Origin of the sequence: Hyunsoonleella ulvae (assembly GCF_016827605.1) — a bacterium.
In the GTDB taxonomy this organism is placed as follows: domain Bacteria; phylum Bacteroidota; class Bacteroidia; order Flavobacteriales; family Flavobacteriaceae; genus Jejuia; species Jejuia ulvae.
In genome coordinates this window covers 758,416-784,520 of sequence record NZ_JAEPJQ010000001.1, presented here as the reverse complement: position 1 = coordinate 784,520, position 26,105 = coordinate 758,416, and the positions used below count along the sequence as shown (strand labels likewise).

Sequence of the window (26,105 nt, the reverse complement as noted above, 5' to 3'; positions counted from 1 at the left end):
AAAGTTCCAAGCACCAAAACCCAAAGGAGAGAAAAAATACATTTAAACGAAAGCATTATGCTTTGTACTTCTAACTTCCAACTTAATACTACATGGCAAAAGTAAAAACTACATTTTTTTGTCAAAATTGTGGCACACAATATGCCAAATGGCAAGGGCAGTGCAACGCATGTAAAGAATGGAATACTATTGTAGAAGAAGTATTGCAAAAACCTGAAAAAAACGATTGGAAAACTCAATCTAATCCTAAAAAAAGAGCATCACAACCTTTACAGATAAAGGATATAGATCTTTCGGAAGAAGCACGATTAAGTAGTCTGGACAACGAATTTAATAGAGTTTTAGGTGGAGGCATCGTACCAGGGTCGTTAACCCTTTTAGGAGGGGAGCCAGGTATAGGGAAAAGTACCTTATTGCTTCAAATTTCATTGAGGTTACCCTACAAAACGCTTTATGTTTCTGGAGAAGAAAGCCAGAAGCAAATAAAAATGCGTGCAGAACGTATTAACCCAGAAAATAACAATTGCTATATCCTTACGGAAACCAAAACTCAAAATATATTCAAGCAAATAGAGGCGTTAGAACCCGATATTGTTATCATAGACTCCATACAAACATTACATAGTGATTATATAGAGTCGTCCTCTGGCAGTATTTCCCAAATAAAAGAATGTACTACGGAGCTTATAAAGTTTGCCAAAGAAACGGCTACACCAGTAATTTTAATAGGTCATATAACAAAGGATGGCAATATCGCAGGGCCTAAAATTTTAGAACATATGGTAGATACGGTATTGCAGTTTGAAGGCGATAGAAATCATGTGTTTAGAATTTTAAGAGCGCATAAAAATCGTTTTGGTTCAACAAATGAGCTGGGTATATACGAAATGCAAGGTTCGGGGCTTAGAGAGGTATCAAACCCTTCAGAAATTTTAATCTCCAAAAAAGATGAAGAGCTTTCTGGGAATGCCATTGCGGCAACCTTGGAAGGAATGCGTCCTTTAATGATTGAAGTACAGGCTTTGGTAAGTACGGCAGTTTATGGTACACCACAACGAAGTGCTACTGGGTTTAATGCAAAACGCTTAAATATGCTATTAGCAGTTCTAGAAAAACGTGCTGGTTTTCGCTTGGGTGCCAAAGATGTATTTCTAAATATCACTGGAGGCATAACCGTTGATGACCCCGCAATTGATTTGGCAGTAGTAGCAGCTATTTTATCTTCAAATGAAGACCAACCATTACAAAATGATTTTTGTTTTGCCGCTGAGGTTGGACTTTCTGGAGAAATACGGCCCGTACAGCGTGTTGAACAACGCATTTTGGAGGCTGAAAAATTGGGCTTTTCAACTATATTTATATCAAGATACAATAAAATAGCATTAAAAAACACATCGATTAAGATTCAGTTGATTTCAAAAATTGAGGATTTGGTTGATAGTATAGTCTAAATTTTTTGTCCAAAACTTTCCTTTCATAAAATTTGAAAACTATCACTTCATTCTTGTTTGTCGGAAAAAATATGCTTTTTATCCGATTTTTTGTTGTTTTTGTCGATTATTTAATCTAGATTTGCTCCAATTACTTAATCCACAAATAGTAAAATATTAGTTTGAAATAGTCTTCCCTCAATTTATTTCAAATGTAGTTCAGTTAGTTTAATCTATCTGATACAACCTAAATCGACCATTATATGAAGCTAAAACTACGTTTAAGTGTTTTACTGCTTACATTTTGTGTTGTTCTTGGCAATGCACAAAAAAAAACGAGGGAAAACGCTGCTAAAGCATCAAACCATCAATTAGAAGATTCTGATAAAGATGGTATTGCTAACATCATAGATCTAGACGATGATAACGATGGTATAAGTGATGTAGATGAATCTTTTGGTAAAAACCCTGATGAAGACATAGATAAAGATGGTACGGTCAATTTTAAAGATCCCGATTTCGAAGCTCTGAATAATTACGGTATCTGTAAAAGTTTAGATAGAGATAATGACGGTGTTCCCAATCACCTAGATTTAGATAGTGATAATGATGGTATTTTAGATAATATCGAAGCACAATCTAGTATAGGATATAAACCGCCTAGTGCCGCAACAAATCCTGAAACAGGAATTTGTAACAACTATAACAGTGGACTTAAACCCATAGATACTGATGGTGATGGCACATACGATTATTTAGACAGTGATAGTGATGGCGATGGTACTCCAGACATTGAAGAAAATGGTATGGCAAATTCCATTTCTAATTCCGATAAAGACTTTGATGGTTTAGATGATGTATTTGAAGGAAACAAAAAGAGAGATGGATATAGCATTCAAGATGAAATAAAAAACAATATTTTACCAGATAGCGATAACGATTTAAGCTTTAATGGAGATTTAGATTATCGTGATTTGTATGATATCAATCCGCCAGAAAAAGCCGCTATTCATTTTGATGGGATGGACGACTATGTTTCAGGAAAGGCAATACTTTCTAAATTCAATGAAACAAATGCTAAAGGTATTACATTAATGGGTTGGATTAAGAATGATGCTGAAGATGAAAGCACCGTTTCGTCTTTCCTTTTTGGAGAGGATAACGCCTTAGAATTAAAATCAGTGGGGTCTACTTTAGAGGTTGAAGGACACTTTAAAACACCGTTTGGTCGTCTACATACTGTGAAATTTTCAAGGAAATATGGCTTAAAAAAGGGGATATGGAGACATGTAGCGGTTGTAATTGATTTTGAAAATGATACCGCAGACATCTCAATAGATGGTATGTGGGTACATCATCAAAATTTAGCTTATCCAGGAAAACAAGATATAGTTGGATTTTACAGTGAGGTTACAAAAACAAGCGAAAAATTCATGATGGCTAAAGAGCATGATGCGTCTAATGTATATTATACAGGTAGCATGGACGAAATTCGTTTGTTCAATACTACCTTGAGTGATAAAGAGATTAAAGCTATTGTGTTTCAAGAAATTAAAAATGAAAACGGAGTGCTTAAAGGTACTATCACACCAAATCAAATAGGCTTAGTAGATTGGAAAGATTTACAAATGTACTACCCAATGACGGCTATCGTAGACGCTAAAGTTGAAGATAAATCCAATAAAAGCAATACGGCAATTATTCATAACATGGCAGCCTTAAATCCGCAAACAGCACCAATGCCTTTTGTAACGAAGCAAGATGGGTATTGGTATGAAAAAAGCACTTGGCTATATGGAGATGAATGGGCAATTCCAGGTGATGGTACTATCGATAATATGTCCAACTCAGATGAGGATTATAAATGGGGGATTTATCATGTAAGAAATAATGTAGTGTTGAATAAGCCCTTAAAATTATCAGAGGACGCAAATACTGTAAATGATTTTAAGGCAATGGCATTAATAGTTGATAAAAAGCATTATCAAAACGATGAAGACTTGGTTTTTACCATAGGAGATACAAAACAAAGTGTACAATTAAAGATAACGAGTTACCTTGATTTGGAAGGAACTTTAAATTTAGAAAGAAACTCTTTGTTAATAGAGGCAGACACTAAATTTAATGACGTGCTAGCAAGAGAAGATGTGACCGATTAAAGTGCTTTAATAAAAAAGAGAAATATAATATTTATCAATATAAAATCAGTTGTTATTCAGATTTATGCCTAACCAGTAAAAATATGAGACAACTTAACACTATATAATTTTGATTACCCCAAATCTGTTAATTATGAAACTAAAACTACTTTTTAGTCTGTTCTTAACCTTTTTTGCGTTTAATTTTTCTTTTTCGCAATATTCTGACGTGCAAATAATCGTTGTTTGGGATAACGATGCTTATGAAAATAAGCTAGAAGTTTACAATACATCAAACGACTTGATTGCTACTATTTGTGATGATAATCAGTGTTATGTTTCATCTCAGCAAGGTTCTACAAATGATTACGGTTCAAAGTATAACTTAGGCTGTGTTGCAAATGGTACTAATTATTACATAAAATTATACGATATAGCCAATGACGGATGGAATTCTTCAAGTTATGTATCAGTTACAGTAGCAGGAACAGAGGTAATAAATGATAATGGTAGTGCCGCAAATTCCACAGGACACGATATTTATTTTAATGTTTCAGGAGGAGATGCCAATTGTAGTTCACAGCCAGATACAGATGGAGATAGTATAATAGATAATTTAGATTATGATGATGATAATGATGGAATACCAGATGCCATTGAGAATTTAGGAGAAAATAGATTTGAATGTTCATTACCTGAATTAGCATTTGAAAATGGAGTTTATGATGCAGCAGCAAGCACAGGACCAATAGATACAGTTGGTGCTGTTTATAGGTTTAGTAATTCTATCCAAGGATATGACATCTTGATGGAAATCACAGAGTTAACAAATACTACAATTGACAATATTGATGATGATACTGTAGATACACCTAGTAATTTACAAACAAGACTAACTTTTTCTGGAACAGGAACACCTGGGGCCACATTTAATTTTACTATAGTAAATGCAGGAACTACTACACCGTCAACTGAAATTTTTAGAGTTAATGGGATAACTTGGGACTGTGATGGCTTTGGTGGTGTAAAAGAGTCAGTAGTATATTATAACCCTGCTGCATACGGTATAGAAAATCCATCCTCATTAGAAATATTAGATTTGGGAGGAGATATTCAAATAAGTGCATCTGGACTGCAAGAAGGACCAGGTTTCTCTGACTTAAAAGTGCTTAGAGCTTATTATCAGTTTGTTGGAAATTCTTTTTCCATGAGAATGCAAGCTATAAAAACCTTTTCATTCACGAGCACACGATTGTTTGGGATGTCATTCACACAATGTCAGTTTTTAGATTTTAATGCAAATTCATTAAATATTGTAAGGGGTGAAGATACGGATGGAGATGGTTTCTTTAATCATTTAGATATAGATGCAGATAACGATGGAATTCCCGATAATGTTGAAGGGCAGTCTACATTGGGTTATATTTTACCAACAGGAACAATAGATCCTGTAACAGGAATAGATCTAGCCTATGGAAGTGGAATTTATCCTCAAGATACTGATAATGATAATATTCCAGATTTTATTGATTTGAACTCCGATAATGATAATTATGATGATATTCAAGAAAATGGGATGGCAGATACTTTTACGGCTGTAGATGTTGATTCAGACGGATTAAATAATGCATTTGAAACTACTGGTGTTAATGATAACATCTGGGATGTAAATGAAGATATAGAAGACCCAACAGATTTATCTATATTACCAGATGCAGATTTTGACTTAACCTTAGGAGGAGATTTAGATTATAGGGATTTGTTTGATATCAACCCTCCAACTTATGCATCCATTGATTTTGATGGCGTAGACGATTATTTGTCAGCAAATAGTTTTATAGATGGCTTGGGTAATGTTACCATCATGGCTTGGGTAAAAACAGATTCTGGAAATACGACAGACATGGTAATTGCTGGAGAAGATACGGGGTGTAAATTATGGTTAGATAATGGTAATAGACCTATGTTTACTATAACAACCGATGGTAATGCCCCAGTAACTATAGGTTGTAGTTGTACAGCAATTGCTTATGATGAATGGCATCATGTTACTGGCTCCTACTCTAGTGCCACTGGCGATGTATTTTTATATGTTGATGGTGTTCAGAGTGATTCAGGAAATGTTGGAAATACAGGTGCTAATATTAGTAGCACAGAGAATTCAAACGATAATTTTGAAATTGGGAGACTGTCAACAGAAGATGTTTCAGACCATTTATACTTTAAAGGAGATATAGATGAAGTAAGGGTGTTTGATACAGCACTTACATCCAGTCAAATCAGTCAGATGGTATATCAAGAGATACAACAGAGCGGTGGTGTAGTTGGAGGAGAAACAGTAATAAAGCCTATACACGATACTAGTACTAGTAACACGATACCTTGGAGTAATTTGATTGCTTATTACCCTATGACCAATATTGTTATGGGAAGAACAACAGATTATTCAGGATATGATAAATGGTTATACATACATTACATCTCTACTATTCAAGATCAGACAGCTCCAATGCCTTATTTGGCATCAAATTCAGGGTCATGGACATCAGAGTCTACTTGGGAGCATGGTAACGTATGGGATATAGAAAACCCATCATCCGTTAATGCGCATGGAATAGTGCAAATATCAAACGACGTTACTATTGATGAAGATATTTCATTTTCAAGCTTACTCGTAGATTCTGGAGCAACTTTAACCGTTGAAAGTGATCATTCCATTACGAATACCTGGTACCTAGACCTAAGCGGTACCCTAGACCTTTTAGGGGATTCTCAGTTGGTACAGACCATGACGAGCGATCTCGTTACCTCATCAGAGGGTAAGGTGCTAAGACGCCAAGAGGGGACATCGAGTCCATACTGGTACAATTATTGGGCATCTCCCATAGGGACATTACGAGCCACTAGCTATAAGGACAACAATACGTCAAGTAACAATACAAATAATTCCCCCTTTAATGTTCGTATGCTCAGGGACGAATCTGGTTTAGCGTGTAACTTTACTACAAATTACACGGCCAACGGCAATATAAGTACCTATTGGCTTTACACCTACATAAATGGATTAACCTACTACGATTGGGCCCAGATTACGCAGAGCACTGACATAAGTGCTGGTATAGGTTATACCCAAAAAGGTACCGGTACAGCCCTGCCAGAGCAGCAATATTTATTTGAAGGTAAGCCTAACAACGGTACAATCCTAGTAGCCGTAGAAGATAGAGGTGGCGCAGGTTCTGTAGCAGGAACAAGTAAGACCGAGTTTTTATTGGGTAACCCCTATCCATCAGCATTAGACGTTCATGAATTTATAGACGATAATGTAGGCGTGATAGATGGAACTTTACAATTGTGGCAACAATGGAGCGGTACGTCCCATAATTTAGATGCTTACAATGGAGGCTATGCTCAGATAAATAAAACAGGAGCGATAAGAGCCTCACAGTTTATTGGTTTAGAAGGTGCCACAACAGGAGGCCTAGAGGGAACAAAAGTACCAACACGATACTTGCCAGTAGGTCAAGGATTCATTACCGAGATTGTAGCTGATGGTAACGTAGAGTTCAACAATGGGCAACGTATTTTCATAAAGGAAACCGATGCAGATGGTAGCTACAATAATGGGTCGGTATTCCTGAAAAATAATAATAAAAAATCCAAAACAGAACAAACCAAAACAGCGGAAGTTAAAACAGACAGTCTTCAGAAGATGCGTTTAGAGTTTAAAGCTGTAACAGGTCCAGATACAAAACGAGAATTATTGCTAGGTTTTAGTAGCCAAACTACCGATGGTTATGATTATGGTTATGATGCCGAGACCCATGATGCAAGTAATAATGACTTAAGTTTGGTTATGGAAGGCAAGAATATGAACATTCAGGCCTATGGGGAGATAGCTCCAGATAAGGTGGTGCCATTGAATTTTAGGTCATCTGGGGACCATGCGTTCGAGATTAGAATATCAGAGCTGGAGAACATGCCAGAAGACCAGGAAATTTATTTAAGGGACTACCTGACAGGAGAATATTTTAACCTAAGGAACAATCAGCCCTATAGTTTTACTTCAGAGCAGGGAATCTTTAATGATAGGTTAGAAATCGTATTCCAGTCAGAAGCGGTTACTTTAAGCAATGAAGAAGCAATAGCTCAGGAAAACTATGTGTATTATGATGTTTTAGATAACAGATTATATGCTAAGAAACTCAATGGAGAGGTAAAACGGTTTGCGCTGTATAACATAAGAGGGCAATCCATAATGGAGCTACAGGATGTGGGCAGTACAGTCCTTGAAAATGGACTAGAAATGCCCAACAGTGCAAGTGGTACGTATATCGCTGTATTGAGTATGTATACTAATGAGGTAATTGCTAAAAAATTAGTAAAACCATAAAAAAGAAAACATGTATAATGACGATGCATTTGAACGATAAAATTGTAGCTAGCAGATTTTTTAAGTTTAGATGCTTTATTCAATATCATTAGCATGTTCTAATTTAATAGTGACTTATTTATGTTAAATGAGTCCAATTAATAAAGAGTTTAAACATAAATGAATAATGAATTTTGTATTTATTTAAATATCTAACAAGTGTAGATTTTTAATTCATATCTGCATTTAAAGTTACCCAAATCTATTAATTATGAAAATGAAATTACTACGTATTGCATTTTTGATTTTACCTTTTTTTGTGTTTTCACAAACACCGGGTTTAATTGTAAGAGATGGTGCTGGAAATATTCCCCCTCAAAGTTCATCTTCTGTTTTAGATCCTAATGGTGATGGGTATGTCTCTGCAACCAATACTGGGTTTACAACTACAGATATAGGAGTGGCAAGTGAAATTCCCTATTATGCTGTTCCCGTTATTACTGCAGAATCTTCAGGAGACATCTCAATGGGGCCCAGTGGTGGATTTAGCGACTTTGTTCAAGATGAAAATGGAAACGCATTTTATCAATATTTTGATGGAACTAATTTACTTACAAGATTTCGTTTGGGTAACATTGTTGCGGGAGCAAAAGGTTATAGTGTTTTAATAGATACAGATAGTAAGTTTGGGGTTTCTGATCCCACTTATACTACATCCAATCCAGGATTTGAATATGAAGTTGTTGTACAAACTGGATTCACTATTTCTATCTATGACGTGAATAATGGAAATAGCTGTAATCTTCTATGGGAAAGAACCTTGTTAACAAATCCACAGCATGTTCAAACCTCAGCGGCATTAACTAATAATGATGGTGATAGCGATTATTTCATTGATTTTTATGTGCCATTATCCGCCTTCTCGGGCGGAAGTACCCCTTTAACAAGCACTACGCCTTTACGATATGATATTGCTACGGTAATGGCACCTAAACCGTCATTATGTGGACCTTCTTCAGACACATATCCTTCAGGTAACCTTATAGTTACACCTCCCTGTACGCCTCAACAAATATTAGATGGAACTTGTCCTACAGGTTTGTGTACTAATGCGCCAACGGTTAATTCTCCAATAACAGTTGGGGCAACGACCATTTCTGGAAGCTGGACGGCTGCAAGTTACTCTACACAAAGTACGGCAACGATTACCGTATTTAATAACGGAACAGCTATAGGAACCACTACAGCAACCTCTGGAGGAAGCTGGAATTTATCTGTTAGCGCACTTGCAGACGGAGATGTTATTAATGCCTCTGCTGTTAGTACTGGAGAAGCTACTTGTTATGATAGTAATAATGTACAGGTTTCTAATGAGGTTGCTTGCAGTGCAACTTCTAGCTGTTTTGACATCGACGATATTTGTACAACACATAGAGGAATTAGAATTGGAACTAACAATGCTATTACAGGAACTGTTATTCCTGCAGGTGTTACAGCAAGGGTTTATAGATATAGTAGCACAGGAGGCGTGGTTCTTGAGTTTGAGCACACATTTGCTACATCAGTTACGCAATGGGGTTGGGATGGGAGCGTTTATGACACTGGTAACGCCTGTTCTGGAACTGCAGGAGGAGATATACCAGCTGGAAGTTATTTTATAACCTATCAAGAATCAGGGAAATGTGAATCCAGATGTTACGATTTTTGTACGTATGTGAATAATAACATTGAATCAGATACACCAGTAGCAACAATAGAAACTAATCCCATATCGCCAAATACTTCAGAGGTAACTGGTACTGCACCTGCAAATTCTAGTGTAGTTTTAGCAGTGTATAAAAATGGTTCAGCTGTTCCAATAAATTTAGGTATAACAACAGCGACAGCAGCAGGAACTTATTCGTATGACACCACCAATTCATTTTTGCAAGTAGGAGATGTGGTGGAAGTAAGAGCAATTCTGCCTAGTACGGTTGATAGTAGTCAAGATAAATGTTCAATTCCTGTTCAAAGAAATGTGATTTGTGATGTGCTATTACCTTTTATCTATAATGATAATGGTAATGTAGTTGCGGGAAGCCCACTACAAGGAAGTGCTTCTGTTGAAGGAGGAACAATTAATGTTTATGATAATGCGACTAATGTATTATTAGGAACTACCACAGTAGGGGCTGGAGGAAATTGGACGTTGTCCTCACCAACTCCTGTTGCAGGAACAGTTTACTATGCTACGTTAACTACAGCTTGTGGTACCAGTGGAAATTCTAATTTGGTTACAGCACTTGCGCCAGTTTCTAATCTGCGTTGCGGAACCATAAGCCCTATATCCAATATTAATGTAACAACGGTTAGTGGAACTTTAGCAAGTGCTGTTGCAAATACGATAGTTTCACTATATATAGATGGATATTATTTGGGTGAAGTGACTACATCTGGAACAACTTGGTCTATTCCAGTAAACACTACGGTAGCAAACCAAATTTATGAAGGAGGTGTTTTAAGTATTGGAGTTAAAGAACCCAATACATCTGAAATTATTTGTCCTTCTACTTATACTATTCCTTGTTTTGGGCCTAGTGCGCCTATTACAGACAAAACTAGTTACACCGTTTTTACTAATCAACCACAAAGTATAATTATCTCAAATTCTGCAGAAAATACCTTATATTTTATTGAAAATGCTTCAGAAATGAGTATGAGCGATAGTATTTTTGGAGATGGTGGCTCTATTACTTTAACACTTGAACCAATAACCTCTATAGGAACATACAATTTTAGTGTAATAGCATTAGACTATCTAACTAACCAATGTAAAGCTTCAAGCAATATTACCATAAATGCAATTAATATTTTAGCAGTAGATGACTTTTTTTACAACACATCAGTCACAAATATTTTTGGTGGAATTGCTGGAGATGCTACGATAAATGATATATTGAATGGAAACCCCGTAGTAGATTCTGATGTTACTATGTCTATTATAGCAGATGGTGGATTAACAGGCGTTTCCATTGATACATCTGGAAGTGTAATTGTTCCAGCAGGAACAACAGTTGGAACTTACTCCGTAACTTATCAAATTTGTGAAGTAGCAAATGCCGCTAACTGTTCTTCGGCTATAGCTACTGTAACAGTTTACAATGATTCAGATGCAGATGGTCTTTCAGATGTAGTTGATTTAGATGATGATAATGACGGAATTTTAGATACTGATGAATGTCCAGGAATTATGTATAGTGAAACAATTGGTGGAGATATTGCTAGTCCTGTTTTTGTTGATGGCATGTCATGCGCAAAATCTATTAATGAAGAAGAAATTGTAGTAGGAAGTTTTTCTGTGCCAGCAGGTTATACGGTAACTGATATATCAATAAGAATTAAATTTGAAATGTTCGATGGGGTATTTGCTGGAACACCAGGAGATAAATGTAGTGGTTCACCTGGTCGTATTTATGCAGACGAAAAATATTTTGGATTAAAATCACCGAGTGGTGCTGTTATTAACTTTGTTGACTATGGAGATTACGGCTCTGGAGCTGGTTCTGGGGTGTCTTTTATTGATGCAGATCAAGTATTTAATAGTACAGGTACAGTAATTGCAAGTGATGCAGATCCAACATACAATCTACCACAATCTGGTACGTTTTTGCCAAAAAATAGTCTAACATCTTTGTACCACGAAGATCCAAATGTGGGAACATGGAATATAATAATTGGAGATGATTATGCAGATGATTATTTATTCGTAGACTTTGTTGAAATTACTTTAACAGCGGTGTATCGATTTTGTGATTCTGATTCAGACGGAAAATCAGACCATTTAGATATAGACTCTGATGATGATGGAATACCAGATAATGTGGAAGCGCAACCCACAGTTGGTTACATAGGGCCAAGTGGAAATGGTTCAGCAATTACAGATACTAATAATGATGGTGTAGATGATAATTATGGACCTGGACTATTATCTATAGAAGATACCGATGGTGATGGAACACCAGATTATTTAGACACAGATAGCGATAACGATGGTATCCCAGATATCGAAGAGAACGGTATGCCAAATACATTAACAGGCTCTGATACAGATAATGATGGGTTAGATGATGCCTTCGAAACTACAAACATTAATGACACTAATTTAGACGTAAATGAAGACATTGAAGATCCTACAGATTTAAGTATTTTACCAGATACAGATTCAGACCTTACTTTAGGTGGAGACTTAGACTATAGAGATGTTTTTGATGTTAACCCGCCACCTAGTGCATCTATAGATTTTGATGGTATAGATGATTACCTAACCAGAGCATCGTTTTTAAATGGGTTAGAGAACTTAAGTATCATGGCATGGGTAAAATCTGATGGAGGTAATACCACAGATATGGTAATTGCAGGCGAAGATACTGGTGTTAAGCTATGGCTGCAAAATGGAATAAAACCAATGTTTACTGTTAGAACAAGTAATAGTACAACCACAACAATAGGTTGCGGTTGTACAAGTGTAAACCAAGACGAGTGGCATCATATAGCTGGTATTTATTCGGGTAGTACAGGAGATTTATCGTTGTATGTTGATGGAGAACTATCAGGTTCGGTTAATATAGGAGCTACAAGTGCTGTTATAGAAAGTTCTATAAGTACTAATGGTAATTTTGAGATAGGCAGATTATCTTCAGAAAATGTTACAGATAACCTTTACTTTAAAGGCGATATTGATGAAGTACGCGTTTTTAATGTGGCGCTTACAGCAGACCAAATAAGCCAGATGGTGTATCAAGAAATACAAGAAAACGGTGGTTTTACAGAGGGTACTATTGTGCAAAAGACCATTAAGGATGTTAGCACAAATGTAAACGTACTTTGGAGTAATTTGATTGCTTATTACCCTATGACAGATATTGTAACAGGAAGGACTAATGATTATTCACAAAATAACGAATTTCTATATCTCCGGAATATTACCACCATACAAGAGCAAACAGCACCAATGCCTTATGTTACCGGTAGTGATGGTAATTGGAGTTCAGATGCTATATGGTTACATGGCAATGTTTGGGACCTCACAAAATTAACATTAAATACTAACTATAGTATCGTAAAAATATCAAATAATATAACAGTTGATCGAGATACCGAACAGTTAGGGTTGATTATTGATGATGGTAATACACTTACAGTAAATGGAGATCATCTTATTCGTAACACATGGTACTTAGAATTGAACGGTGCATTAGATTTATTGGGAGACTCCCAATTAGTTCAAACCCAAACTAGTGATTTGGTAACATCTGCTACTGGTAAGGTGTTAAGACGACAGGAGGGTACCTCAAGTGCCTATTGGTATAACTATTGGGCGTCTCCTGTAGGAGGACAAGGCGTAACTACACTTACAGATAACAATGGAGCGATTAACAATGCAAATAATTCAGTGTTTAGCCTAAACATGTTAAAAGACCAATCAGGGTTTAACTGTCAGTTTATCCAAAGCTATACAGCCAACGGCAACATAAGTACCTATTGGCTTTACACTTATATTAATGGATTAACCTACTATGACTGGGCAAAGATAGATACAAGCACAGCTATAAGTCCGGGAGTAGGTTATACACAAAAGGGAACAGGAGTATTAAGCCCAGAACAACAGTATATATTTGAAGGTAAGCCCAACAACGGTACTATCCTGGTAGCCGTAGAAGATAGAGGTGGTGCAGGTTCTGTAGCAGGAACAAGTAAGACCGAGTTTTTATTGGGTAACCCCTATCCATCAGCATTAGACGTTCATGAATTTATAGACGATAATGTAGGCGTGATAGATGGAACTTTACAATTGTGGCAACAATGGAGCGGTACGTCCCATAATTTAGATGCTTACAATGGAGGCTATGCTCAGATAAATAAAACAGGAGCGATAAGAGCCTCACAGTTTATTGGTTTAGAAGGTGCCACAACAGGAGGCCTAGAGGGAACAAAAGTACCAACACGATACTTGCCAGTAGGTCAAGGATTCATTACCGAGATTGTAGCGGATGGTAACGTAGAGTTCAACAATGGGCAACGTATTTTTATAAAGGAAACCGATGCAGATGGAAGTTATAATAATGGGTCGGTATTCCTGAAAAATAATAATAAAAAATCCAAAACAGAACAAACCAAAACGGCGGATGTTAAAACAGACAGTCTTCAGAAGATGCGTTTAGAGTTTAAAGCTGTAACAGGACCAGATACAAAACGGGAATTATTGCTAGGTTTCAGTAGCCAAACTACCGATGGTTATGATTATGGTTATGATGCCGAGACCCATGATGCAAGTAATAATGACTTAAGTTTGGTTATGGAAGGCAAGAATATGAACATCCAGGCCTATGGGGAGATAGCTCCAGATAAGGTGGTGCCATTGAATTTTAGGTCATCTGGGGACCATACGTTCGAGATTAGGATATCAGAGCTGGAGAACATGCCAGAAGACCAGGAAATTTATTTAAGGGACTACCTGACAGGAGATTATTTTAACCTAAGGAACAATCAGCCCTATAGTTTTACTTCAGAGCAGGGCATCTTCAATGATAGGTTAGAAATCGTATTCCAGTCAGAAGCGGTTACTTTAAGCAGTGAAGAAGCAATAGCTCAAGAAAACTATGTGTATTATGATGTTTTAGATAACAGATTATATGCTAAGAAACTCAATGGAGAGGTAAAACGGTTTACACTGTATAACATAAGAGGGCAATCCATAATGGAGCTGGCTGATGTGGAACGAACAACTTTAAATGATGGATTAGAACTTCCTAATACAGCCAGTGGCACCTACATAGCGGTGTTAAGGATGGATAATAACCAAGTAGTTACTAAAAAATTCATCAAGAATTAAAAACAAAATACTTTAAGTAAAAAGCCAAACAATATGTTTGGCTTTTTTTATTTAAAAACAAATCAATTTCGTGATAATTCATTAAATTCGCGAACTTATAAGATTTGAGTATAAATGAGCACGAAATTTGCTGAATATAAAGGACTTGACTTACCAAAAGTAGCTAGCGACATTCTAAACTATTGGAAGGAAAACTCTATTTTTGAAAAAAGTGTAACCACAAGAGAAGGAAACGAACCTTACGTGTTTTATGAAGGGCCGCCATCTGCAAATGGGCTTCCAGGAGTACACCACGTTTTAGCACGTGCCATCAAAGATATTTTTCCACGTTATAAAACCATGAAGGGTTACCAAGTAAAGCGAAAGGCGGGTTGGGACACGCATGGATTACCAATAGAACTTGGTGTTGAAAAAGAACTGGGTATTACTAAAGAAGATATAGGAAAAACCATCTCGGTTGAAGAATACAATGCCGCTTGTAGAAAAGCGGTAATGAAATATACCGATGTTTGGAACGACCTTACCGAAAAAATGGGCTATTGGGTAGATATGGATGATCCATACATTACTTACGAGCCTAAGTATATGGAATCTGTATGGTGGTTGTTAAAACAGATATATGACAAAAAGTTGTTGTACAAAGGATATACTATCCAGCCATACTCACCAAAAGCAGGTACAGGTTTAAGTTCGCACGAGTTAAATCAACCTGGAACGTATCAAGATGTAACCGATACAACAATTGTAGCACAATTTAAAGTAAAACCAGAATCGCTTCCTGAGTTTTTACAGAATGAAGGAGATATTCATTTTTTAGCTTGGACCACTACGCCTTGGACATTACCAAGTAACACAGCACTAACAGTGGGTCCAAAAATCGATTATGTTTTAGTTGAAACATATAACCAATACACATTTCAACCTATAAATGTAATTTTGGCTAAAAAATTGGTTAACTATCAATTTTCAGGAAAGTTTACACAAGTAGATACCAAGCCAGAATTGTTAAACTATAAATCTGGAGACAAAAAGATTCCATTTTATGTGGTTAAAGAATTTATAGGTAAAGATTTAGTGGGGATAACCTATGAGCAATTATTGCCATATACACTTCCAAATGATAATCCAGAAAACGCATTTAGAGTTATTTCTGGAGATTTTGTTACCACTGAAGACGGTACAGGAATTGTACATACAGCACCCACGTTTGGTGCAGATGATGCTCTGGTAGCAAAACAAGCTACGCCAGAAGTGCCACCAATGTTGGTAAAGGATGAGAACGGCAATTTGGTGCCGCTAGTAGATCTACAAGGAAAGTTTCGTCCGGAATTAAAAGAACTGGCGGGTAAATATGTAAAAAACGAATATTATACCGAAGGAAGCGCTCCAGAACGTTCAGTTGATGTAGAAATAGCCATTAAATTAAAAGAAGAAAATAAAGCCTTTAAGGTTGAAAAATACAAGCACAGCTACCCAAATTGCTGGCGTACCGATAAACCTATTTTATACTATCCATTAGATTCTTGGTTTATTAAGGTTACCGATGTAAAAGATAGAATGCATGAGTTAAACAATACCATAAACTGGAAACCTAAAAGTACAGGAGAAGGACGATTTGGTAATTGGCTGGCTAATGCAAACGATTGGAATTTATCACGTTCACGTTATTGGGGAATTCCTTTACCTATTTGGAGAACCGAAGATGGCACCGAAGAATTATGTATAGGTTCAGTTGAGGAATTAAAGGCAGAAATGGCGAAAGCCGTTGAAGCAGGAGTTTTAGAAAAAGATATTTTTGCAGATTTTGAAGTAGGTAATAACTCAGAAGAGAATTATGCCAAGTTAGATTTACACAAAAATATTGTTGATGAAATTACCTTAGTATCTCCCTCGGGACAACCTATGAAACGTGAGAGCGATTTAATAGATGTGTGGTTCGATTCTGGTTCTATGCCCTATGCACAATGGCATTATCCGTTCGAGAATAAAGAATTTATTGATGAGGGCACAACCTTTCCAGCGAATTTTATAGCAGAGGGCGTTGACCAAACAAGAGGATGGTTTTACACGTTGCATGCCATAGGAACTATGGTGTTTGATTCCATTGCCTATAAAAATGTAGTTTCTAATGGATTAGTACTAGATAAAAACGGACAAAAAATGTCTAAGCGTTTAGGAAATGCTGTAGATCCTTTTGAAACATTAGGTACTTACGGTGCAGATGCCACGCGTTGGTACATGATTTCCAATGCAAATCCATGGGATAATTTAAAGTTTGATTTAGATGGTGTAGAAGAGGTAAAACGTAAGTTTTTTGGAACACTTTACAACACATACTCGTTCTTCAGTTTATATACCAATTTGGATAAATTTAGTTATGCTGAAGCTAATATTCCATTAGCAGAACGCCCAGAATTAGACCGTTGGATTCTATCAGAATTACATACGTTAATCCAAAAAGTAGATGCGTATTATGCGGATTACGAGCCTACAAAAGCGGCTCGTGCCATTTCAGATTTTACACAAGATTATTTAAGTAACTGGTATGTGCGCTTAAGTAGAAGGCGTTTTTGGAAAGGCGATTACCAAACCGATAAAATTTCGGCGTATCAAACCCTATACACATGCATGACAACAATTGCGAAGTTAGCAGCGCCAATAGCACCATTCTTCATGGATAAATTGTATTTAGATTTAAATGCAGTAACCCAAAAAGAAGCTTTTGAGAGTGTACACTTAGCAGATTTTCCAGTATACGATGCATCATTTGTTGATAAAAGTTTAGAGCGAAAAATGGAAGCAGCACAAACAATATCTTCGCTGGTATTATCGTTGAGAGCTAAAGAGAAGATAAAAGTAAGACAGCCGCTTCAAAAAATTATGATTCCAATTGATAGTGCACAACGGAAAGAAGAAATTTTGGCGGTATCTAACTTAATAAAGCATGAGGTAAATATTAAGGATATTGAGTTGTTAGAAGATGCTTCAGATATATTGGTAAAACAAATAAAACCAAATTTTAAAGTACTAGGACCTCGTTTTGGGAAAGACATGAAAGCCATTGCGGGAGCAATTATGAACTTTAATGCTGAAGATATCAACAAAATAGAGCAAAATGGAAGTTTTGATGTTGAAATAAACGGAAAAAATATTACATTAGGACTCGAAGATGTAGAAATAACTTCTCAAGACATAGAGGGGTGGTTAGTAGCAAATGAAGGGACCTTAACAGTGGCTCTAGATGTTACAATTACCGATGATCTAAAACAAGAAGGTATTGCGAGAGAATTAGTAAATCGTATTCAGAATTTAAGAAAGGATTCTGGGTTTGAGGTTACCGATAGAATAGATGTAAAATTACAACAGGATGAGCAGCTTAAGCAAGCTGTAGACTCCAATATAGAATACATAAAAACTGAAACATTAACCGAAGAACTTGAAATTATTGACCAAATAAATAATGGTATTGATATTGCTTTTGATGATGTAAGTACCAAATTATTTATTACAAAACATTAAACCTATGGCTTCAAATACAGTAAGATATTCAGATAATGAATTAGCAGAGTTCAAAAAGCTAATACAAGAAAAAATAGAAAAAGCGCAACATGACTTAGAGTTAATTAAAAGTGCTTACATGAACGACCATAATAACGGTACAGATGATACATCGCCTACATTTAAAGCGTTTGATGAGGGTAGTGCTGTTATGAGTAAAGAATCTAATTCACAATTGGCTATCCGTCAAGAAAAATTTATTCGCGATTTAAAAAATGCATTAATCAGAATAGAAAATAAAACCTATGGTGTGTGCCGTGTAACAGGTAAACTAATTAATAAAAAACGTTTAGAGTTAGTACCGCATGCCACTTTGAGTATAGAAGCTAAGAATATGCAGAAATAGTAAATTCCTTTTAATAAAGGAATTTCATAAAATCTAAGGCGTCAGTTTCGTAAATAGAAATTGACGTTTCTTATTTAAGGTCGTTTGTCATCCCTGCATAACCAAGAATCTATTTTAAGATATGTCCCTAAAAAGATCCATTTTAATAGTAATTATAATCTTACTTGTAGACCAAATAAGTAAGATATACATCAAAACGCATTTTGCGCTTAACGAAAGTGTGGAAGTGTTTTCATGGTTTAAAATTTATTTTATTGAAAATGAGGGTATGGCTTGGGGCACGCGTATAAGCGATATTATTCCAAACCTATCAGACAGAATAGCTAAAACCTTTTTAACGGTATTTAGGATAGTTGCCATTTTTGGTATAGGTTACTGGTTGTATACAGCTACCAAAAAGAGAAGTTCGAAAATTTTAATTTGTGCCATATCCTTAATTTTTGCAGGAGCGTTAGGTAATATAATAGATTCAGTATTTTATGGTGTTTTATTTAATGATAGCGTTAATCAAATAGCTGTTTTTTTACCAGAAGAAGGAGGCTATGATACGTTATTGCATGGGAAAGTGGTAGACATGTTATATTTCCCCTTTTATAAAGGCTATCTTCCAGAATGGGTGCCAAAGTATGGTGGCAAATTCTTCACGTTTTTTGATCCTGTGTTCAACATAGCAGATATGGCTATAAGTACTGGGTTTATAATGCTAATTGTATTTAACAAACGCGCTTTTGCTAAAAAAGATTAATTGTTAACGTGATGTGATTTTATTTTTATTTAATTGAAAATACACAAGTTAATATCTGTTGTCAGGGGTTGAGCGCAGTGGAAACTTAAATGAAATAACGTTATTTATAATATTTTTTAGTGTAGCAAAATAAGTCCAACTAAAATTGATTTTAAGATAATTAGCCTGCTTTAATTAACTTTTGAAAAAATAGCTTCCAGATCTTTAATATGCACAGGTTTTGATAAATAATCATATACTTCTGGGAAAGATTTTGCTTTACTTATATCCGCAGGGTTTATGGAGGAGCTAACCACATATAGCGAAACCTCCTTTTTAAGCTTACTTTTAATTAACTTAAAGTGTTTTAAAAATTCCCAACCATCCATAATAGGCATGTTTAGATCTAAAAAAATAATTTCAGGAATGTTGTTGTACTCAGAATCCCTAACCTTGTCTTCAAAGTAGTTTATGCTTTGTTGTCCGTTATTAAAGACAATTAGGTCGGAGCATAGTTTTTTAGTTTGGATAATCTTTTTGAGTAGATTGATGTATATACTATCGTCATCAATAATACAAGCAAGCTTTACATTAGAGGGTGCCATAAGCTAAAATTCAATTTTAAAAGTGCTACCTTTATTAACTTCGCTAGAAACAGAAATTTGGCCATTTAAGGCTTCGACCTGATTTTTGGTTATAAATAATCCTATCCCTGTAGCATCTTTGTTGTAATGAAATGTTTTGTACATACCAAAAACTTTATCTCCAAATTTATCCATGTCTATTCCCAAACCATTATCAGTAATTTCAAGGATTTTTTTTGTGTCTTTAACACTAGACTGTATGGTGATTACTGGATTGCGTTCTGGGTGCTTGTATTTAATAGCGTTTGTAATAAGGTTTAAAAGAATACTCTCCAAATATGCGGGAATGTATTGTATAGCTTCTAACTCAGAAAAATTAGTATGTATAGTTGTGTTCTCTTTAGCAATAATCTGCCCAATAGAGTTTACAACCTGATTGAGTACATCATCAAAATAGACTAAAGATTTACTTTTATTAGTACTGGTTTGTATGGTTACAACCTCATTAAGATGTTCTATAGTTTCATGTAAGCTAAGAGCAATGTCTTTAACGTTCTCAATTAAGGTTAGCTTTTCTTCACAGCTTTCATAAGTATCAATTAATTCAGAAATAAGTGTAAGATTACTGGTATGGGATCTAAGATTATGAGATACAATATGGGCAAAGTTGAAAAGTCTCTTGTTTTGAGAAGCTATGATGTTAGAAGTTCTTTGCAAACTTAATTCTTTAGCTTTAGAAGCATCTATGTCTTGGAAGATGCCACGCATTCCTATAATGTTTTTAAACTCATTAAAAACAGGTTTTCCCATGGCCCTTACCCAAAAAGAACGATTGTTCTTAGTGAGCATTTTTATTTCAACATCAAACTTTTTTCCCTCAATGGCACATTCAATGAATGTATTTTGTGCCAATTTTTGGTATTCTTTTGGATAGTACTTTGCAGAATTTTTTAATGAAGGGATGTAATCTTCAGGGTATTCTAAAATTCTTCTTGTTTGTTGATCCCAATAACTTTTTTGCTTTACAAAGTCTAGATACCAACTCCCGGTTTTGGTCATTTCTGCAGTTTCTTTGTAATAGAATTTGTTCTTAGTTACTTTCTTATTTGTTTTAAATTTTCTTTTGTTGAAAAAAATGAATTTAGAATTTCCATGAGATTTCAGGGAAACATTGTTATTTGTTGTGCATACAAATTCCTTGTACTTGCCGTTTACAGATTTTAGAAGCATACTTTGTCTAAAATCGGTACCATTTTTTATGAAGCTAAAAAAATTATTCCGGAATAAATCGTGATCTTCCTTGTGGATAATATGGTTTAAGAAGAACTTTAGGCTAATTTTTACTTCTTGTTCTGAATACTTAAGGCTGGATAAAAATGCTTTAGACCATAGCAATTCTTCAGTGTCTTTGTATTCCCAGTAGCCGATATCTATTTCGTCTACTGTTTTACTGGTTAGTTGGTTTAGTAACATTGTCTGTATAGTGTGAGAGTTTGACAATAATTTCCGTAAACATAACATAAAATTAACATATGTTAAAAATATTTTCGCACTTAATCGATGAAATACATCATTTAATCGAAATAATTTCAAAAGGAGTCACACAATAATCTAACCCAATATCTCCCTCAAAAATATCTTCAATGTTATTTTCAGCTTCAAAAAACGACAATCCAATTTTAATAGTTTCAGGGTTGCATTTGCTTAAAAATATGTCATAAAATCCTTTTCCATAGCCTACACGATTTCCCTGTATATCAAAAGCTAAAAGAGGAATAAAAACAACTTCTAATTTTTTATTTGAGATTTCAATACCATCAACAGGTTCAGGAATATTATAGCTGTTTTTTTTGATGACTGTACTGTCAGTTAATAGATAGTGGGTCAATGTATTCGTTTTAAAATCACTTTTGGAAATCACAACATTTTTATCCTTACCAGAAAGGATGTTTAAAATATAATCGGTGTTAACCTCTTTTTGCTCTTCAATAGATAAAAAAATATGGTAAAAGGAGTAATCCCAAATAGGTAAATTCAATAATTGATTGGCAATGGCAATACTATAATCCTGAATTTGATCTTCCGAAAGCTTAGAACGAAGGGTTTTATATTTTTTTCTGAGTTCTTTTTTAGTCATAAAAGCGATATAAATATTGTAGTTGAGAGAAAGGTGTCTTCTTGTTTCTTGTTCGAGATGACAAATTATTTTTTGCCAACATGAATACTAAGTTTTAACTTCAGAAGAAATATGAAATAACGCATCGCCTTGATACACTATTGGTAGTTCATTAACATTGATTACAAAACCAGAGCTTTGCGCCCTAACAAAATAATTAAACTTCCCATAGGGGTCGGTAATATTTCCAATGATATCCTCCTTTTCTACTTGAGAACCTACGGGGATAGAAGCTTTAAACATTCCAGAGTACTTGGCACGTTGCCATTTGCTTTCTTCAATAAAAACACATTTCTTTTTTGGTTTAGAAGCTTTAAAAACTGTTTTTAACATGCCCAAATGTTTCAATAACCGTTTAGAACCATTTACACCCGAATTAGTTACAACATCGTCTATATGAAAGGATTTGCCACCTTCAAAAAGTAATAAATCTTTCCCCAGTTTAGAACATGTAGTTCTGAAGGATTTGGTTAAGTTTTTGGAGTATAATACAAAAGGTGCTCCAAACACTTCAGCTAATGCGTTAAGATGTTTTTGGTCTTTGGTATATCTTAGCTGAGGAGCATTAAATCGCCCTGAGCCCCCAGTGTGAAAATCGATAATTAAATCTGCATGAGGCACTACCTCGTGTATCAGCTTATGTGCCACACGACTAGCCAAAGAACCATTGGTGCTGCCTGGGAAAACACGATTGAGGTCTCTGCCATCAGGAAACTCACGTTTTAAATTTATGAATCCAAAAATATTAATAACTGGCATGCAAATTATAGTTCCTATTTTAGGTTGGTTGATGCCCTTGGCGATAAGCTGACGAATAATTTCAACACCGTTAACTTCATCCCCATGAATACCAGCAGTAAATAAAACCGTAGGACCTGCTTTTTTAGACCGACTAATAATCACAGGTACATTTACTGGAGATGCAGTATGCAGATTAGCAACATCAAAATTAACCTCTTTGGTTTCTCCAGGTTGTACTTCGGTGCCTAGAATAATTAAAGGTGTTTTTTCTACAGTCATTAAGCGTTGCTTTTTAGATGTTGATATTTTATTGTTTGGAATTTAGATGCTAATGTCTATTTCTTTCAATGTAAGTTATAATGCTTCTGGCTATATTTTTTCCAGTGGCACCTTCTATGCCTTCCAGACCTGGCGTAGAATTTACCTCTAAAAGTAAAGGTCCACGGTTGGACTGTAGCATGTCTACACCACAAACAGGAAGCTTTAAAGCACGAGACGCTTTCATGGCTACCTTTATTTCGGCTTCGGTAAGCTTTACTATCTCGGCCGATCCTCCACGATGTAAATTAGAGCGAAACTCTCCTTCTTTTCCTTGGCGTTTCATGGCACCCACAACATGGCCATCAACTACCAGAGCTCTTAAGTCGGCACCTTTGGCCTCGCCAATATATTCCTGGACCAAAGCACGGGCTTGAAGTCCGTTAAAAGCCTCTAGAACAGATTCAGCAGCATTTTTGGTTTCAGCTAAAACCACGCCAAGCCCTTGTGTGCCCTCTAAAAGTTTTATAATTACAGGAGTGCCACCTACATGCGATAACACCTTTTCAACGTCTCTAGAGTAATTGGTAAATACTGTTTTAGGCATGCCAATGCCCGCTTTAGATAAACGCTGAAAGCTACGTAGTTTATCACGAGAACGAATAATGGCATCAGAAGTTACAGAGGTAAATACATTCATCATTTCAAATTGGCGAACTACTGCACAGCCAAAAAAGGTAACAGAAGCACCAATTCTGGGGATAATAGCATCTACATAATCCAAATAACGGTCTTTGTAAAAAATGGTAGGCTTTTCTTTTTCAATAATAATGTCACACTTCAATGGGTCGATAACTTCCATATCGTGTCCACGGTGTTCTCCCTCCTCAACAAGCCTGTTGGTAGAATATAAATTTGCATTTCTGGAGAGTATAACTATGTTCATAAAAGTGCTTAAAGAGTAAAGTCACAAGTATTTAAAGTTTGCTACGCATTACTTTTAACTTTAGGCGCTATAGCGTACTTTAAATTCTAGGCACTTATCTCTATGTGCAAGATAACAAAAACAATAAGGAATTTTTTAGGTTTTCACGATTTAATATACCTTTACAGATATGGATACCCCCAACTTAGAGATACAGTTAAAAACCTTACCAAATCAGCCTGGAGTATATCAATACTACGATAAGGATAATACACTAATATACGTAGGGAAAGCCAAAAACTTAAAGAAGCGGGTAAGCTCTTACTTTACCAAGAACCACGAATACGGAAAAACTAGAGTATTAGTAAAAAAAATAGCGAGCATAAAGCATATAGTGGTAGAAACCGAAACCGATGCGTTACTTTTAGAAAACAATCTCATAAAAAAGTATCAGCCTCGTTACAATGTGATGTTAAAAGACGACAAATCTTACCCATGGATTTGTGTAAAGAACGAACGTTTCCCAAGAGTGTTTTCCACCAGACGTGTGTTTAAAGATGGTAGCGAATATTTTGGGCCATATACCAGTATGAAAACCGTAAAGACCTTGCTAGACTTAATTAAAGGCTTATATGCGTTACGCACGTGCAATTATAATTTAAGTCAAGAAAAAGTAGAGGCTGGTAAATATAAAGTGTGTTTAGAATATCATTTAGGAAATTGCAAGGGCCCTTGTGAAGGGTTAGAATCCGAAGGAGCCTATCACAGCAATATAAAAGCGATAAAGCAGATTATAAAAGGGAATTTTAAAGATTCTTTATCTCAGTTTAAAAACCAAATGAAGGTTTATGCCGAAAATATGCAATTTGAGGAGGCACAAAAAATAAAGGAGAAAATAGAGGTTCTAGAAAACTATCAAGCAAAATCTACCATTGTAAATCCTAAAATTAGTAATGTAGATGTGTTTTCTATTACTAGTGACGAAAGTTATGGTTACGTTAATTTCTTGCAGCTGTCGTATGGTTCTATCATTCGTTCGCATACCTTAGAGATAAAAAAGAAGTTGGAGGAAACAGATGCAGAACTTTTAGAGTTAGCCATAACAGAAATAAGGCAGCGATTTAATTCTAACTCCAAAGAAATATATGTGCCTTTTAAGGTAGATTTAGGAGAAAATGTTAAGGTAACGGTGCCCAAATTAGGTGATAAAAAACATATTGTGGATTTATCCTTGCGAAACGCAAAGTATCACAGGATGGAGCGTTTTAAGCAAATGAAAATTGTAGATCCAGATAGACATGCTAACCGTATTATGGCACAAATGAAAGCCGATCTACGATTAAGCGAGGAGCCAAGGCATATAGAGTGTTTTGATAATTCCAATATTCAAGGTACTAACCCAGTGGCAGCATGTGTGGTATTTAAAAATGGGAAGCCAAGTAAAAAAGATTACCGCCATTTTAATATAAAAACGGTAGAAGGGCCAGACGATTTTGCTTCAATGGAAGAAGTAGTACATAGGCGTTACAAACGTTTGCTTGAAGAAGGCCAGCCCTTGCCACAATTAATTATTATAGATGGCGGAAAAGGGCAGTTGTCATCAGCATTAAAGAGTTTGGATGTATTAGGTTTAAGAGGAAAAATTGCTATTATAGGTATTGCAAAACGATTGGAAGAATTATTTTATCCAAACGATCCTATTCCATTATATCTTGACAAAAAAAGTGAAACATTAAAAATAATACAGCAATTGCGAAACGAAGCCCATCGTTTTGGTATAGAGCATCATCGTAATAGACGTAGTAAAAATGCGTTGAATACAGAATTGGAAACTATTCCAGGTATTGGTGAGAAAACAGTTGTGGAATTGTTGAAACACTTTAAATCAGCTAAGCGTGTGGCGCATGCAAAGTTGGATGAATTGGAAGGTGTAGTTGGAGTGTCTCGGGCGGAAAAGGTTTATAGTTATTATCATGAGAAGTAAA

The 26,105-nt window shown here is 35.6% G+C and carries 13 protein-coding genes; 8 read left to right on the top strand and 5 right to left on the bottom strand.

The window, feature by feature from the left end; all coding sequences use genetic code 11:
• The first annotated feature begins 92 nt into the window (after nt 1–92).
• The 7 genes from radA to JS605_RS03615 all read left to right on the top strand — a co-directional run bounded on the left by radA (nt 93) and on the right by JS605_RS03615 (nt 19,457).
• Entirely contained in the window at nt 93–1,451 is a 1,359-nt protein-coding gene (radA, locus tag JS605_RS03645) for a DNA repair protein RadA (protein ID WP_203256305.1), read from the top strand.
• Between the two features lie 242 nt (nt 1,452–1,693).
• Nucleotides 1,694–3,589: a LamG-like jellyroll fold domain-containing protein gene (locus tag JS605_RS03640; RefSeq protein ID WP_203256304.1), complete on the top strand. Its 1,896-nt coding sequence runs from the start codon at nt 1,694–1,696 to the stop codon at nt 3,587–3,589.
• A 133-nt stretch (nt 3,590–3,722) separates the two neighbouring features.
• Nucleotides 3,723–7,958 carry a LamG domain-containing protein gene (locus JS605_RS03635; RefSeq protein ID WP_203256303.1) on the top strand — a complete coding sequence of 1,412 codons (4,236 nt, stop codon included), beginning with the start codon at nt 3,723–3,725 and terminating at the stop codon, nt 7,956–7,958.
• 250 nt (nt 7,959–8,208) lie between these two features.
• Nucleotides 8,209–14,808, top strand: coding sequence for a LamG-like jellyroll fold domain-containing protein (locus tag JS605_RS03630; protein ID WP_203256302.1), 6,600 nt, complete (start codon nt 8,209–8,211; stop codon nt 14,806–14,808).
• 114 nt (nt 14,809–14,922) lie between these two features.
• Entirely contained in the window at nt 14,923–18,327 is a 3,405-nt protein-coding gene (ileS, locus tag JS605_RS03625) for an isoleucine--tRNA ligase (RefSeq protein ID WP_203256301.1), read from the top strand.
• A 4-nt stretch (nt 18,328–18,331) separates the two neighbouring features.
• Entirely contained in the window at nt 18,332–18,712 is a 381-nt protein-coding gene (locus JS605_RS03620) for a TraR/DksA family transcriptional regulator (protein ID WP_203256300.1), read from the top strand.
• A gap of 121 nt (nt 18,713–18,833) precedes the next feature.
• Nucleotides 18,834–19,457 (top strand): lipoprotein signal peptidase, encoded by a 624-nt coding sequence (locus JS605_RS03615; protein WP_203256299.1) that lies wholly within the window; start codon nt 18,834–18,836, stop codon nt 19,455–19,457.
• A 170-nt stretch (nt 19,458–19,627) separates the two neighbouring features.
• Here JS605_RS03615 and JS605_RS03610 read toward each other — a convergent pair whose 3' ends face one another.
• The 5 genes from JS605_RS03610 to rimK all read right to left on the bottom strand — a co-directional run bounded on the left by JS605_RS03610 (nt 19,628) and on the right by rimK (nt 24,141).
• A complete protein-coding gene (locus JS605_RS03610) occupies nt 19,628–20,041 on the bottom strand; it encodes a response regulator (RefSeq protein ID WP_203256298.1) in 414 nt (137 codons plus the stop codon).
• Between the two features lie 3 nt (nt 20,042–20,044).
• Nucleotides 20,045–21,493 (bottom strand): PAS domain-containing sensor histidine kinase, encoded by a 1,449-nt coding sequence (locus tag JS605_RS03605; RefSeq protein ID WP_203256297.1) that lies wholly within the window; start codon nt 21,491–21,493, stop codon nt 20,045–20,047.
• A 97-nt stretch (nt 21,494–21,590) separates the two neighbouring features.
• Complete coding sequence (locus JS605_RS03600; protein ID WP_203256296.1) at nt 21,591–22,157, bottom strand: 5-formyltetrahydrofolate cyclo-ligase; 567 nt, start codon at nt 22,155–22,157, stop codon at nt 21,591–21,593.
• Nucleotides 22,158–22,244: 87 nt separating this feature from the next.
• Complete coding sequence (locus JS605_RS03595; protein WP_203256295.1) at nt 22,245–23,216, bottom strand: succinylglutamate desuccinylase/aspartoacylase family protein; 972 nt, start codon at nt 23,214–23,216, stop codon at nt 22,245–22,247.
• A 49-nt stretch (nt 23,217–23,265) separates the two neighbouring features.
• On the bottom strand, nt 23,266–24,141 hold the full coding sequence (gene rimK, locus JS605_RS03590) for a 30S ribosomal protein S6--L-glutamate ligase (RefSeq protein WP_203256294.1): 876 nt from the start codon (nt 24,139–24,141) through the stop codon (nt 23,266–23,268).
• Nucleotides 24,142–24,310: 169 nt separating this feature from the next.
• Here rimK and uvrC point away from each other — a divergent pair, with 169 nt between their 5' ends.
• Complete coding sequence (gene uvrC, locus JS605_RS03585; RefSeq protein WP_203256293.1) at nt 24,311–26,104, top strand: excinuclease ABC subunit UvrC; 1,794 nt, start codon at nt 24,311–24,313, stop codon at nt 26,102–26,104.
• The last annotated feature ends 1 nt before the right edge of the window (nt 26,105 follow it).

What these genes read in the sequence shown, in the direction of transcription:
- JS605_RS03600 (WP_203256296.1), bottom strand. Translation starts at nt 22,157, where the DNA reads ATGACTAAAAAAGAACTCAGAAAAAAATATAAAACCCTTCGTTCTAAG.
- JS605_RS03620 (WP_203256300.1), top strand. Translation starts at nt 18,332, where the DNA reads ATGGCTTCAAATACAGTAAGATATTCAGATAATGAATTAGCAGAGTTC.
- JS605_RS03610 (WP_203256298.1), bottom strand. Translation starts at nt 20,041, where the DNA reads ATGGCACCCTCTAATGTAAAGCTTGCTTGTATTATTGATGACGATAGT.
- radA (WP_203256305.1), top strand. Translation starts at nt 93, where the DNA reads ATGGCAAAAGTAAAAACTACATTTTTTTGTCAAAATTGTGGCACACAA.
- JS605_RS03595 (WP_203256295.1), bottom strand. Translation starts at nt 23,216, where the DNA reads ATGACTGTAGAAAAAACACCTTTAATTATTCTAGGCACCGAAGTACAA.
- JS605_RS03640 (WP_203256304.1), top strand. Translation starts at nt 1,694, where the DNA reads ATGAAGCTAAAACTACGTTTAAGTGTTTTACTGCTTACATTTTGTGTT.
- JS605_RS03630 (WP_203256302.1), top strand. Translation starts at nt 8,209, where the DNA reads ATGAAAATGAAATTACTACGTATTGCATTTTTGATTTTACCTTTTTTT.
- rimK (WP_203256294.1), bottom strand. Translation starts at nt 24,141, where the DNA reads ATGAACATAGTTATACTCTCCAGAAATGCAAATTTATATTCTACCAAC.
- JS605_RS03635 (WP_203256303.1), top strand. Translation starts at nt 3,723, where the DNA reads ATGAAACTAAAACTACTTTTTAGTCTGTTCTTAACCTTTTTTGCGTTT.
- JS605_RS03615 (WP_203256299.1), top strand. Translation starts at nt 18,834, where the DNA reads ATGTCCCTAAAAAGATCCATTTTAATAGTAATTATAATCTTACTTGTA.
- uvrC (WP_203256293.1), top strand. Translation starts at nt 24,311, where the DNA reads ATGGATACCCCCAACTTAGAGATACAGTTAAAAACCTTACCAAATCAG.
- JS605_RS03605 (WP_203256297.1), bottom strand. Translation starts at nt 21,493, where the DNA reads ATGTTACTAAACCAACTAACCAGTAAAACAGTAGACGAAATAGATATC.
- ileS (WP_203256301.1), top strand. Translation starts at nt 14,923, where the DNA reads ATGAGCACGAAATTTGCTGAATATAAAGGACTTGACTTACCAAAAGTA.